Raw genomic sequence first — 13,237 nt, forward strand, 5'->3', positions numbered from 1 at the left:
CCAGCCTACCCGGATTCGAGAGTTTTCCGAATATTCTCCACGAGTACCTTCACAGGCATATCATCGGGCGTGAACTTCCGTATACCTTCATCCAAGCGAGGGACGAGCTTCGCTAAATATTCCTTTTCCTGCACGGAAAGCACCGGAGGAACCGCAACGATAATCGCGTGCGTGCGACGCCCGAGCTCACGCGCTTTCCTGGCTTCGGTCATTACCATCGCGGTATTGCGCCATGTTCCCTCAACCAGAGTGGAAAACGAATTTCTTGATGCCCACTCGATACACATCGCGATCCATTGGCCAGAAGCTTGGGCAGTTACGTGAGGCATCCGGAGAGGATCGTTCTGGCATAGCCAATCGTAGTCAGGATGAAAAGCTCGCAGATCGTCGCCAATAATGCGCGTAATATTTTCATCGAGATAGCGGGATACTACCGTTTTTTGTGTCTTGGTTTTACCGGCACCCGGCTGGCCGCCTAGAAAAATGGATACTGGTGATAGCGATATCCGAGATCTGGCGAATACTCTCGGTTTGACGCGACGGATCCACTCCACACGGATATCAAGATCACACATGAGAAAGAGTGGTGGGTAATTGCTCACGCAGTGCATGCCACGAACGAATACAACGAATCTGTTCCGCCCGATCATTTTCATCTACAGCATCGCGTTGCTCAACGAGCTCAAGGTATTTACCGTCATAAACCGCTCGACGCGCTTCGTCACCCGCAATATCTGCTTGCCTGGAGAGGGAAATATACCGCCCACAAAGCATCGTTCCCGCTTCATAGAACACGTCATATAGAACCGGGTCAGAATAGTCTTCGTAACCAAAAGGCTCTGTCATGGTGTCACCCTCCTTTCGCCCTTGTTCCATCCTAAGCAGTAGTCCCCACACGGGCTACGCCCGCGCACCGATCTTTTGTGCCCCCGAAAGGATTCGAACCTTCGACCTACCGCTTAGGAGGCGGTCGCTCTTCCCCTGAGCTACGAGGGCTGGCCTACCGCCGACCGTTCATCCGAACGACGGTAGGAACAAGATAACCGTTCCAGGTTACTCTGCGTGGCACCGTGGGCGCTACTTACCGCGACTCGCTCATGCCCGCGCACGCGACCACGAGATCACACAGGCGCCCCGCGCGGTAACGCTCACACTACCGCGCCGAAGGATCGGGAACATCCCAGGGCACGTTGGTATCCGGAACGTGGAGGTTCTTGGTGGCGTGGGTGGGTACCACGAGCACCGGCGATTGGGTTCCCAGGAGCAGCGTATGGCTGGTGGAGCCGAAGAGCAGCCCGGTAATGCCGCCGCGGCCGCGTGCTCCCACAACTACCAGGTCCACGGAGCTAGAGAACTCCGCCATGATTTCCGCTGCGGAGCCTTCCACCGCATAGCAGCGCACCTGCACGGTTTCATCCCCGCGTAGCACCTCGGCCACGGTTTCTTCCAGGCCCAGGCGGGTGTCATCGAGAATTTCGCGGGTCATATCCCCACCGGGAAGCAAGCCGCCCCCGGCGCGCGTAACCGAGACCGCGTTAATCGCGGAAACCTGCGCACCCCAGCGCCCGGCCATGCGCACCGCCAAATTGAGCGCGTATTTTGATTCCTGTGAACCGTCCACCCCCACAACGATGTGGCGGATAGGCAGGCGCCGCGAATGCTGGAGCGGCACCACGGCAACCGGACAGTACGCCTTGGAAACGATTGCGCCGGCCACTACACCGAGCTGGTCAATATCTGCGGTATCCGCACCGGAATACCCCACCACCAGCCGGGAAGCAGTTTTAGATTCAGCCAGGAGCAGCTCAACCGGGTCCCCGGGTAGCGCCACCGCGGTGGCTTCCAGCCCCGCCAAGCTCGCCACCGCTTCCTGGGCGAGTGCCTCCCGGGCAATGCTCATGGCGCTTTCATAGGAGCCGCGCGGATCGGGACCTTCCTGGTAGCAGGTGAGGGCCCGCAGGGTAGCATTGCGGCTCACGGCCACGTGCGCACCCCAGATAAGTGCCGCCCGTGATTCGGGGGAACCATCCACCCCAACGACCACGGAATTCTCATGCTGGTACATTGTTACCTCCGTTGCCCATTCTCCCACGGGCGCACCCCGGGGTGGAACCGTGCGTAAAATGCGAACGCCGCCGGGAGTTCCGACGGCGTTCGCACATAATTCTTCTCTAACCTCGCGAGAGACGCGCTTTAGGAAACGCGGATCACGATGGGAGTATCACCGCACCACGAATCCGGGCCCACGCGGGTACCCATACCCGGGTTCCACGCGGCCACATTCTGACCGTTGCCCAGCGAGATCGCCACGTGGCCGGGCCAGTACAGGATGTCACCGGGCCGGGCTTCCGCGTAGGAAACCTGGCGGCCAACCGAGAGCACCGAGGTGGTGCGCCCGCCGATAGCAACGCCGTGCTGGGCGTAGACCCAGCGCACGAAACCGATGCAATCCCAGCCGGACGGGGTGGTGCCAGCCCATACGTAGGGCGAACCCACACCGCTGAGAGCGGTATCAAGAACGGAAGAGCCGATGGCGCTAGGAGCGGCTTCCACTTCCACGCCAATGCCCGCGGCCGCGGGAGCAGCTTCAGCATCGGAAGAGGAGGTGGCGGCATCAGCCGCGGCGGTGGTGGCGCTGGCGGCGGGGGCAGCTACTTCAACAGCCGGAGCTGCGGATTGAATGTTGATCTGTTCGATCTTCCATTCCGAGGTGGCGCTCGTGGTGCCGGCGATACCAGCGGCAACGTCCTGCGCATGCGGGTTGGACAGCGCCGCCTTGGCGGGCGCGGCCGCGGTATCAGCCGCCGCATTCGGAACGATCAGTGCTGCTGCGCCACCCACAACGAGAGCTGCGGTGAGACCACGTACTGCGGGGTTCGCCAGGTTGTGAGCCTGGGACCGCGTATCAAGAGCGTGGCGTCCGGTCATGGGATGATCTCCTACAAAACTTTTCCTGCGCACCCCGAGGGGCACTTTCGGTACGTCCATTAGCGTAACGATTGGGCAACGAATTGTCACGTTTATGTAACAAGTGGCACAGCCGGGCCGTTATCATCCCAAAACGGCGACCTTCCGGCGTTTCCTCCACTTTTTTCGCGTGATACCAGCCTTTTCCCAGAGGGGATTTATAACGTTTTGATATACTTTTTTGCGGCTTAGGTTACGCTGCGGTGACGAATTGTGGTGGAGACCACGAGTTACGACAACGCCGCACTACCGCCCCGCCGCTCTGAACCCCGGCCGTCACCGCCACTCGAGGCGCGCCACACCCCTAGGAGCATGCCGCCAGCGCAACAGCACCCTCAGGCGTGCACCAGGAGGTGTTTGCGGATCCAGTCAGTAAGAGGAAATACCCCGCTGGCGCCGCGGGCGAGGATATCGCCGTCGTCCTCCACACTAATGGTCACCGTAGCATCGGGTTTAATGCCGGCCGCGGCCATAGCCTCGAGAACGTCGTCGTCGGTTTGGACCACTTCACCGATGCGCGCAATGGTGACTTTCCCGCCGCTCGGGTTGCGCTCCAGGTAATCCGCCACGGCGAGCAGACCGGTTCGCGCGGCTATATCCGCGCCGGGACCCAGGGAGTTTTCCGCGGGAATTGGGTTGCCGAAAGGATCGTGGCTGAGTTCATAGCCCTGCTCCCCCAGCACGTGCGCGATGCGTTCTTCTAGCTCGCGGGACATAACATGTTCCCAGCGGCAGGCCTCAGCGTGCACGTGCTCCCAGGGCATCTCCAGCACGTGAAGGAGGAAACATTCGGCCACCCGGTGCTTACGCATCACGCTGGTGGCGATGCGCCGGCCTTCCTCGGTGAGAACGATGGCGCGATCAGTATCCAGGTACATCATGCCGTCGCGCTCCAGGCGCGCCACGGTTTCCGAGACGGTGGGTTTGGATTGGCTCAGGCGTTCCACGAGCCGGGCGCGCAGCGGAACAATTCCTTCTTCTTCGAGTTCGTAGACCGCTTTGAGGTACATCTCGCGGGTATCAACAAGGTCATCACTCATCGCGGGTCTCCTTCGTCTCAGCGGCGGGGGCGGCACCGGGGCGCCCATCCACATCCGGCTCCTCATGCGTATCTTGCCATTCTAAGCCGCCCGCGCGCTGCGGGGAATGCCCGGTTTCAACGTCGTGCGCTTCATCTTCGGGTTCGAAAAGATCGGCCTCGACCTCGTCGTGGTCCTCCGCGGTGAAGCTTTGCCCGCTATCCGTTTGCCCGGTGCGATTGGCCCGTAGTTCTGCTTCGCGCTCCTCATTTTCATGTTCGAGCGGGCCGAGGATCTCCAGCTGGAAGGGATGACGCACCCGGTAGTGCACTTCCACATCCCATTTGCGCCGGCCCCACAAGTAGGCACCCACCGTGGCCACCAGGCAGCCAATCGCACCAATGCCCACGCCCCAGCGCGCCCCGGCCGCCCCGGAAATACCGCCCACCACCAGGGAACCGATCGGGGTCACGCCTTGATTGACCGTCTGGTAGAGGGACACCACGCGCCCGCGCATCTGCGGGGAGGTAGACATCTGCACCGCGGCATTGGCCGCCGTGAGCATGATGAGCATAAAGAAACCGACCGGCACGAGCGTCAGGGTGTAGACCAGCAGATTCGGGGCCAGCGCATTGGCGGTGACCGCGATGCCCATGGCCACACCCGCTCCCACCACGGAGCGCACCCGCGGCTGTTTCGTGCGCCGCGCCCCCACCACGGCCCCGGAAAGCGAACCCACCGCGACCATAGAAGAAACAATGCCGAATTGGGTGGAATCGGCGTGGAATTCCATGGTGGACATGGACACCGTGGTGAGCGGGGTGTTCATGGCCAGGCAGGAGACCACACCCACCACCGCGAAAATAACGAGGAGGTCGGAGCGGTTGCCCACGTAACGCAAACCGTCAATCGTTCCCTGAATCGCGGAAACTTTCTTTTCCGGGCGGGGTGCCGGGTGGAATTCTTCCGGGCGCATAAGGGCCAAGGCGATGAGGGTGGCACCGAACATGATGCCGTTAATAATGAAAACCCAGCCGGTGCCAATAAGGCCGATGAGCAAACCACCCAGCGCCGGCCCGATGAGGCGCGCAATATTAAAGGACATGGAATTCAGGCCCACCGCATTCGGGAGCCAGCGCGGGGGCACCAATTCGGAGATAAAAACGAGGCGCGGAGGATTATCGAAAGATTGAATCACCCCGATGGCCAGGGCGAAAAGGCAGACCACCAGCACATTCGCCCAGCCCAGTAGTACCAGTACCCCCAGGGCTACCGCGGTGAGCAGCATTCCGAATTGGGTGAGCACTACCATTTTGCGTTTATCGAGGCGATCAGCGAGCGCCCCGGCCAGCGGCATAATAAAAGGAATGGGGACGAATTGCAGCGCCGTAACAATACCGACGGCGAAAGCGTCATTATTGGTGAGGTCGCTCATGACGAGCCAGTTCTGGGCGGTGCGTTGCATCCACCCGCCGGTATTGGCGACCAACGAGGCAGCGAACCAAATAGCGTAGTTGCGGTACTTCAAACTGGCGAATGTACGCCCCACTAAATCCTGCCCCCTGCAGAAAAATCCGATATCCATAGCGGCCGGCGGGCGCGGCGAGCTCGCAGTTGCGCTATCTGCGGTGAGTTTATCACGCACGGCCACGTAAAGCTCACCTTTGTCTCACCGGCGAAAATGGTACGACGACGCACGCAGGGCCTACCCGTGCGGGTAGGCCCTGCGTGGTTGAGCTGGCAGCCAACGTGCTGCACAGAGCTTAGCTGCGCTTAGCCAATCAGGAGTTTCTGAATCGGATCAAGCAGGAAGTAGACCACGAAGGCAACGAAGGTACCCCACATGAGGGGGTGAACCCGGCGAGCCTTGCCGGCGGCCACCGACATGATGACGAAAGCAACGAAGCCCACCCCGATGCCGACCGTAATGGAGTAGGAGAAGGGCATGAGCGCGATGGTGAGGAAGGCCGGGATACCCACGCTCAGGTCTTCCCAATCAATCTCGGTCACCTGCTGCATCATGAGGAAGCCCACCGCGACCAGTGCGGGGGCGGCCGCTTCGGAAGGAACCAGAGTCACGAGCGGTGCGAAGAAGATGGAGAGCAGGAAGAGGGCGCCGGTGGTCACCGATGCGAGGCCGGTGCGCGCACCGTCCGCTACGCCCGTCGTCGATTCGACGAACGAGGTGTTGGAGGATACGCCGCCCATACCGCCGGCCAGCGCCGCGAGGGAATCGAGGAGCAGGATGCGGGAGGTGTGGTACGGCATGCCGTCCTCATCAAGGAGGTCGCCTTCAGAAGCCACCGCGACCATGGTGCCCATGGTGTCGAAGAAATCAGCGAGCATCACGGAGAAGGCCAGTACGACCACGGAGATCACGCCGATCTTCTGGAAGGGGCCCACCACGGAGAAGGCTCCGAGGGTGGAGAAGTCCGGAATCTGCACCGGGGAGCCGTTCAGTGCGGGTGCCCCGCCGTTCCAGCCGGCCACATCCCCACCGGCCACGCTTCCGGGCTTGGCAACAATATTGACGATAACGGCCGCGATGGTCGAGGACACGATGCCGATGAGGAGCGCGCCGGGAACGCCGCGCAGCAGGCAGATCGCGGTGAGGAAGAGTCCGAATACGAAAACGGCCAGCGGCCAGGAGGCGATGGAGCCGTTGATTCCGAAGGACATGATGGTACCTTCGCCGGGGCGAATGAGGCCGGCGTTGACCAGCCCAACGAGGGTGATGAACAGCCCCAAGCCCACAGAAATGGCGGTGCGCAGGAACTTCGGCACCGCCCGGAAAATAGCTTCACGCAGGCCCGTCACCACGAGCAGCGTGATGACGATACCTTCGATAACGATAATGCCCATACCGTCAGCCCAGGTCATGCCAGGCATCTGGACGATCACCACGCCGACGATGGTATTGAGCCCCAGCCCGGCCGCCATGGCGAGTGGGAAATTCGCGATAACGCCGGTGAGCAGCGTCATGAGGCCCGCAACGATGGCGGTACCCGCGGCGATGGCCGGGAGGTTCGGACCTTCGGTGCCGCCGCCCAGGTAGGCGCCGGTGGAATCCGGACCGGAAAGGATAATGGGGTTAAGAACCAAAATGTAGGCCATGGCCACGAAGGTGACCAGCCCGCCGCGCACTTCCCGGGCCACGGTGGTCCCGCGTTCGCGCAGCCGGAAAAAATCCCGCTTCGGCTCGGAGGTTGTGCTGTGGTTCGTCTCGACGTGCGTGGAAGTTACGCTCACGAAGATCTCCTCGGTAGTCGTGCGGTCCGCTGCACGCCAGGCGAGCGCGTGATCCGCAGATTTTCGGGCGGTCCTGACCGCCACCAGCACTCATTCTTGAACCCGGTCACCACCCACGCAAGACACGTCTCATTATTTGGATGTTTTTTCGCCCTTTTTGTCTCATATTTCGAGACACTGGCCGCCTGCTGGGTGAAAACGGCGCGCTGGCGCGGTTTTCTCCCGCCCCGCCACCCGCGTGAGTCCGGCCACGCGGCTGGGCGTACACGGCGTTTCACCACGCGCACGGCCCGGGTCGTTACGGAACAGATGCGACGACGACGTCGCCAAATCCTCGTACCGCCAGCTCCCCGTCACTGTGCGGAACAAAAATCGCCTGCCCCGAGTTGAGCGGTTCGCGCCGGCCTCCGGCAAAGACTTCCACCGCACCCTCCAGGCAGACCACCGTGCGCGGACCGCGCGAGCGCAGCTTTTCCGTGGAGGTAGCATCGCGCAGATGAACGACCGAGAGTTCAAAATCATCCACGGGAACATAGAAGGTGGATACCGCCTCGCTCATATGCTCGGGGGCGATGCGGATGGGCGGGACTGCGGCGTCGTCCATAATCCGCACCAATTCCTCCACATCCACATGTTTCGGGGTGAGGCCGGCGCGCAGCACATTATCCGAGGCCGCCATAATTTCCACCGCGGTTCCAGACAGGTAGGCGTGCACTGTCCCGGCGGGGATAAATAGTGCTTCGCCCGGGCGTAAACTCACGGGATTCATGAGGAGGGAAGCCACCACTCCCGGGTCGCCGGGATAGTACTGCGCCAGGGTTTCCACGATGCGATCCGCGCGCGGGGAAGGCGAGGCGCCCCGCTCCAGACGCGCGGCGCAGGCAGCCACCACCTGCGCAATCTGGGCGGGTTCCGGGCGGGTTCCCGCGGAAAGCAGCTCGGCGAAAACCGCCCCCACCCCGCGTTCTTCCACGAGAGCCGCAAGTCGATCCGTGAGCGGCAGCCCGAGCCCACCCAGCACTTCAGCGATGCGGCGCGGCGTGCGCAGCCCACAAATAGCCTCAAACGGCGTGAGAGCATAGGCCAGTTCCGGTTTATGGTTGCGATCCCGATAGGAACGATGGGGAGCGGTGCGGGCAATTCCGGCGGTTTCTTCCCGCTCGAACCCCGCGCGGGCCTGCTCAAGGGAGGGATGCACCTGGAGGGAGAGCGGCTGATGCGGGGCAATGAGTTTGAGCAAATACGGTAATTCACCCCCGTGCCGGCGCGCCACATCCGCACCGAGCATCTCCTCGGGTGCCCGGGCGATAAGATCGCGCAGACTCGGCCCACCGGCACCCAAGAACGTAGTGGATTCTTCGGCACGCTCCGAGTGCCCCGAACACCCCGGGAACTCCGAGCGATCCGGCGTGCGCATGCCTCGCGCCAGGCCAGTCCGGTGCCGCGCGCGCCACCGCCCGCGCGGGGTGCGCGCCACGGCGCTCCTGCGCCCGCCCACCTCATCTTCACGCCCGATCCGGTGTTCGCCAGCGGGTGCAGAGGGGTAGAGCTGGGCCAGGTCGAAGAGTGGAGCATCCGCAGCGCTGATCACCTGGGCCGAATCATCAGGGTGGGCACCGAGCCAAATTTCCGCCACCCGGGTTTCCGCCGGAGCGTAACCGAAGAGCGCGGGAAGCGCACTGGTGCCGCCCCACGCGTAATCTCTGGCCCGCCCTTGGATCCGCATCACCGCTGCTCCTGTTTTAGCTCAGGGCGCCGGTGGCCTGGTAGCGCCGCCCGCGCGATCCGCGCACCACGGTCCGCCCGCGCCCGCGGCGCACCACCGGGGCTGCCACTTCCACCGCAGGTACTTCTGCCGCTGCTGCGGTTTCTGTTTCCGCCCCGGCAGTTTCCGTTTCCACCTTGGCGGTTTCACTTTCCGCCACCGTGACCTTGCGCCGCACCCGGCGGCGCCGGCCGCTGCGCTCAGCCCGCTCGGCTTTGTCCGATGCGGCAGCCCGCACCGATTCCTGACGTTCCTTTTCCGAGGCGGCCCGCGCCTGCGCTTTCTCCGTTTCCAGCTTGGCCAGCCGTTCACTCCACGGCACCCAGCGCGGAGCCAGCAAAGCCCCCGCTCCGGGCAACATCTCAATTTCGTTAAACGTCACGGTGCGGGCCCGGCTCGCTCGGCTCACCGTAATACTCCAGTACCAGCCGTGATAACCCGGATGAGTACAGGTAAAGAGGTAGGAGACCACCCGGGTATCCTCAGCGAGGAATCCCGCGTACTCCCCCACGAAACGTTCGGCAATGGCCGCGAGCAGAGTTGCCCGCGCCTCATCAACAGCCCCCGCGAGAACTCGATCTTCGGGCAGGCCGGGGAGCGGTTCCACCCGTTTATCATCGGGTGCCACCGCTACATTTTCATCGACGCGATCCTCCGGGCGCGCCATATCCGCGCCCTCATCCGCGTGTCCTTCCACCCTCACATCGGGAAAGTGGACCGCGGCGGATTCTTCCCCCGCGCAGTTGGCATGTTCGGCATTCTTAGGCATCAAAATCATCGGCAACCGCACGCAAGGCGCGCGCGATCTGCCCTCCCCCTTCCGGGTAGCGGCCGCGCCGAAGCTGGGTGGAGGCCCCGTCCAGAAGCCGAATGAGATCTTCCACGATCACCACCGTTTCTTCCGGGGAACGCCGATTCTTCCGCGCGAGCGATTCAAGTTTGGTCATGGGTTCGACATTGAGTGCTTGCGGACCGCGACGCGTATCGGCAAGCCCGAAAGATACCCGCTGGCCCTTGCGCGGCGTCAGCCCTTCCGGGAGGGCCGAGGCGGGCAGGAATACCTGCGCACCGTCCTCATCGCTGACAATAAAGCCGAAGCCCTTAGCGGCGTCGAAAAACTTAACCTTTCCGGTTGGCACAACACTCTCATTTCTAGCAAAAACGCTTCGCACACGGTCGGGCGAAGCACCAGCGTCATTCTACCAGCGCCCCCGCGGGCACAGGCAACGCTACCGGCTGAACGCCCCCGGCCCCTTTTCCCATCCCCCTCCCAGCATGCTGTGGTTAAATTGTGCTGTCCACCACTTGAGGGCTAAGGCCGGTGATCGCCACCGGGCGCACGGAAGGTTGAAATTATGGGGATCGCACGCCGGATAGCTGGAACATTAGCGCTCGCGGGCGCCCTGCTACTCTCCGGCCCGCTGGCCGCCGCGGAAGAACCCCTCTCCAGCGTTGATCCGGTCACGGATCACGCCCAGGTGCTGTCCACCACGGAAGAAGAGCAGCTGCGCACCTCCCTCAACCGCCTCCAAGATGAGACGGATTACGCGGTGCGTTTCGTTTTTGTCGATAGGTTCGACGGCGCCAGCGCGGACCAGTGGCCCATCGACACGTTCAACCGCGCCGGGCTGTCCAGCGATGCCACCCTCATCGCCGTGGCCGTGGATAGCCGCCAGTTCAGCTACGCCTACGGCCGCTCCAGTTTCTCCGCCTCGGATCTGGACAACGCTTTTACCGGTGACGTGCGCGCCGCCTTCCGGGAAGGCCGCTGGCTGGAAGGTTCCCTCGCCTACACCCGGGAGCTGGCGCAAGGGGAAGAAACGAATTGGGCCGGTGTGGCGCTCGGGGGTGGCGTCGTCGTCGTTATTATCGGGGCCGTTGTTTTCGTGCGTTCGCGCAAACGCAAACAGTCGGAAAATAAAATTCGTGAAGATCTTGCTGCGCTCGGCAAACGTGCCGCAGCCGCGCTTTTAGCGACCGACGACGGCGTCCGCAGCGCCGCCGCGGAACTCAATTTCGCGCGGGCGCAATTCGGGGTGAACTCAGTGCGCGGCTTTGACCAGGCGCTCGCGCAGGCACAGCATTATCTCCAAGAAGCTTTCAACCAACGCCAGCTCTTAGACGACGATATCCCCGACACCCCGGAGCAAGTGCGTGCCTATAACACCGCGATTCTGGAACTGACCGACAAAGCGCAGCGGGCCATTACCGAACAGGAAGAAGAATTCTCCCGGCTGCGTGATTTGGCCGCGAATGTGGAAGAGGCCGCGGCGCGGGTGCGCGAAGGCGCGGCGGATATTCGCACTAATCTTCCCAGCGCTACCCGGCAATTGGACTCGCTGGCGGCAAGCTACGGGGAGGGCGCGGTGGCAACTTTCCGTACCTACCCCGCGGATATTGAGTCCTTGCTGGCCGGAGCGGAGGATGCGCTCGGGCAGGTTGATCGGCTCCTTAGCAGGGGCGAACGCAACCAGGCCGTGCCTTTTGTGCGTATCGCAGAACAGGCCCTGGATGAGGCTGCGGAACGCTACCGCGCGATTTCCAACGTCCAAGAATCTGTTAATCGTGCTTTCACCCAACTGGCCGAGCATATTTCCTCCATTTCCGCGGATATTGCGGATGCCCATCGCATCGGCGGGGATCATGCCCCGGTGGTGGCCGCGCGGGATCGGGCGGCGGCGCTGGTGGAAAAGTATCGCGGGGAGCGCGTGGATCCGCTGGCCGGAATTCGGGAGCTCACCGAGGCGGAACGTGCACTGGACGGCGCCCTCGCCCCGGCCCGGAACGCGGAGGAAAACTACCGGCGCCAGGCAGCCGGAGTGGAGCGGGATCGCCAGCGGGCCCAGGCCGCGGTGCAGCGAGCGGAAGCCATGGTGTCGCAGAACCGCTGGAGTACCGGTAACGAAGCACGCGCCCCGCTAGAAGCGGCCCGCACCGCCCTCCAAGCCGGGGATACCAGTGATGACCTGGCTAAACGCCGCGACTATTACGCGCGGGCCGAATCCTATGCCCAGCGCGCCACGGATGCGGTCCAGGCGGCGCTGTCCGCCCGCAGCTCCGGTGGTTTTGGTGGCAATAACGGCGGCGGGGACGTAGGTAGCCTGCTGCTCGGAATGTTCCTCGGTTCGCTCTCCGGGGGCGGATCCCGCCACAATTCGGGCTGGGGTTCCGGTTGGGGCTCCGGCTTCGGCGGCGGGCGTGCTGGCGGTTTCGGTGGTTTCGGTGGTTTCGGAGGTGGCTCCGGCGGATTTGGCGGCGGGGGCGCCGCGGGAGGAGGGAGCCGTTCGTTCTAAAACCGGTGGCCGCGTGCGTCCGTTGATCGCGCCCCGCCCGGATACTATTTATCCATTATTCATCACACCATTCCTACTCGACGACACAGAGAAAGGCTGATCATGGCTGAAAAACAAACAATCCTCGGACGCATTACCCAGCTGGCGAAGGCGAATATTAACGCGCTCCTCGACCGCGCCGAAGACCCGCAGAAGATGCTCGACCAGATGGTGCGGGATTACAAGAATTCCATTGCGGAAGCCGAAGATGCCGTGGCCCTGACCGTGGGCAATCTGCGCCTGGCACAATCCGATTACAACGAGGACATCAAAGCCGCCCGCGACTGGGGGCAGAAAGCCATCGCCTCCTCGCGCCGCGCCGATGAGATGCGCGCCAAGGGCGATGAAGCAGGTGCGAACCACTGGGATGACCTCGCGAAAGTGGCACTGAGCAAGCAGATTCAATACGAGCGCGAAGCCAAGGACGCCGAACCCATGCTCGCCTCCCAGGAAAAGGTTATGGAGCAGCTCAAGTCCGGGCTCACCCAGATGAAGGACAAGCTCACCGAACTCAAGAACAAGCGCGATACCCTCGTGGCGCGCCAGAAGTCCGCCCAGGCGCAAAGCCAGGTGCAGGATGCCATCTCCTCGATCAACGTGTTGGATCCCACCAGTGAGCTGGCCCGTTTCGAAGAGCGGGTCCGCCGCCAGGAAGCCCTGGCGCAGGGCAAGGCCGAAGTCGCCTCCCTGAGCTTGGCCGATCAATTCGCAGAATTGGAGGATCATTCCGACGACGCAGAAATCGAAGCGCGCCTCGCCGCCCTCAAGGGCGGGGAAGCCCCCGAGCAAATCGAAGGCCGGGACTTCACCAGCTACTAAAGTACCGGGCTCTCCAGCGCGGGGAATATCCCGCGCTGGGAATATCCCGCATCGGGAGCGGGCACAAGCCATATGCGCCTATGTGA

At 62.7% G+C, this 13,237-nt stretch carries 12 protein-coding genes and 1 tRNA gene; 2 read left to right on the forward strand and 11 right to left on the reverse strand.

Features of this window, described 5'->3' with window-relative positions; genetic code table 11:
• Positions 1-5 precede the first annotated feature (5 nt).
• The 11 genes from QP828_RS03410 to QP828_RS03460 form a co-directional block, all read right to left on the reverse strand.
• Positions 6-575 (reverse strand): zeta toxin family protein, encoded by a 570-nt coding sequence (locus tag QP828_RS03410; protein WP_274733404.1) that lies wholly within the window; start codon positions 573-575, stop codon positions 6-8.
• Positions 568-846, reverse strand: a complete 279-nt coding sequence (locus tag QP828_RS03415) for a hypothetical protein (RefSeq protein ID WP_126135283.1) — start codon at positions 844-846, stop codon at positions 568-570. The genes QP828_RS03410 and QP828_RS03415 overlap by 8 nt, the downstream gene beginning before the upstream one ends.
• A gap of 78 nt (positions 847-924) precedes the next feature.
• Positions 925-996: transfer RNA gene (locus QP828_RS03420), tRNA-Arg, on the reverse strand.
• Between the two features lie 157 nt (positions 997-1,153).
• Complete coding sequence (locus QP828_RS03425) at positions 1,154-2,065, reverse strand: universal stress protein (protein WP_274733402.1); 912 nt, start codon at positions 2,063-2,065, stop codon at positions 1,154-1,156.
• A 128-nt stretch (positions 2,066-2,193) separates the two neighbouring features.
• Positions 2,194-2,928, reverse strand: coding sequence for a C40 family peptidase (locus QP828_RS03430; protein ID WP_274733401.1), 735 nt, complete (start codon positions 2,926-2,928; stop codon positions 2,194-2,196).
• A 374-nt stretch (positions 2,929-3,302) separates the two neighbouring features.
• Positions 3,303-4,007 (reverse strand): metal-dependent transcriptional regulator, encoded by a 705-nt coding sequence (locus tag QP828_RS03435; RefSeq protein ID WP_279058102.1) that lies wholly within the window; start codon positions 4,005-4,007, stop codon positions 3,303-3,305.
• Complete coding sequence (locus tag QP828_RS03440) at positions 4,000-5,637, reverse strand: MFS transporter (protein WP_284891269.1); 1,638 nt, start codon at positions 5,635-5,637, stop codon at positions 4,000-4,002. The genes QP828_RS03435 and QP828_RS03440 overlap by 8 nt, the downstream gene beginning before the upstream one ends.
• 122 nt (positions 5,638-5,759) lie before the next feature.
• The gene (locus tag QP828_RS03445) at positions 5,760-7,235 is read right to left on the reverse strand and encodes an NCS2 family permease (protein ID WP_274778297.1); all 1,476 of its coding nucleotides are present in this window, start codon (positions 7,233-7,235) and stop codon (positions 5,760-5,762) included.
• 298 nt (positions 7,236-7,533) lie between these two features.
• Complete coding sequence (gene manA / locus QP828_RS03450; protein ID WP_279058107.1) at positions 7,534-8,961, reverse strand: mannose-6-phosphate isomerase, class I; 1,428 nt, start codon at positions 8,959-8,961, stop codon at positions 7,534-7,536.
• 16 nt (positions 8,962-8,977) lie between these two features.
• Positions 8,978-9,769 (reverse strand): DUF3027 domain-containing protein, encoded by a 792-nt coding sequence (locus QP828_RS03455; protein ID WP_274733395.1) that lies wholly within the window; start codon positions 9,767-9,769, stop codon positions 8,978-8,980.
• The gene (locus tag QP828_RS03460) at positions 9,762-10,139 is read right to left on the reverse strand and encodes a cold-shock protein (protein ID WP_016443284.1); all 378 of its coding nucleotides are present in this window, start codon (positions 10,137-10,139) and stop codon (positions 9,762-9,764) included. Before QP828_RS03460 ends, QP828_RS03455 begins: the two co-directional genes overlap by 8 nt.
• 216 nt (positions 10,140-10,355) lie before the next feature.
• Between QP828_RS03460 and QP828_RS03465 the strand changes: the two genes are divergently transcribed.
• Together QP828_RS03465 and QP828_RS03470 are read left to right on the forward strand one after the other, a co-directional pair.
• Positions 10,356-12,293 (forward strand): TPM domain-containing protein, encoded by a 1,938-nt coding sequence (locus QP828_RS03465; protein ID WP_284891272.1) that lies wholly within the window; start codon positions 10,356-10,358, stop codon positions 12,291-12,293.
• Positions 12,294-12,395: 102 nt separating this feature from the next.
• Positions 12,396-13,151: a PspA/IM30 family protein gene (locus QP828_RS03470; RefSeq protein WP_274733391.1), complete on the forward strand. Its 756-nt coding sequence runs from the start codon at positions 12,396-12,398 to the stop codon at positions 13,149-13,151.
• The last annotated feature ends 86 nt before the right edge of the window (positions 13,152-13,237 follow it).

The organism is Actinotignum sanguinis (assembly GCF_030230305.1).
Taxonomy (GTDB): Bacteria; Actinomycetota; Actinomycetes; order Actinomycetales; family Actinomycetaceae; genus Actinotignum; species Actinotignum sanguinis.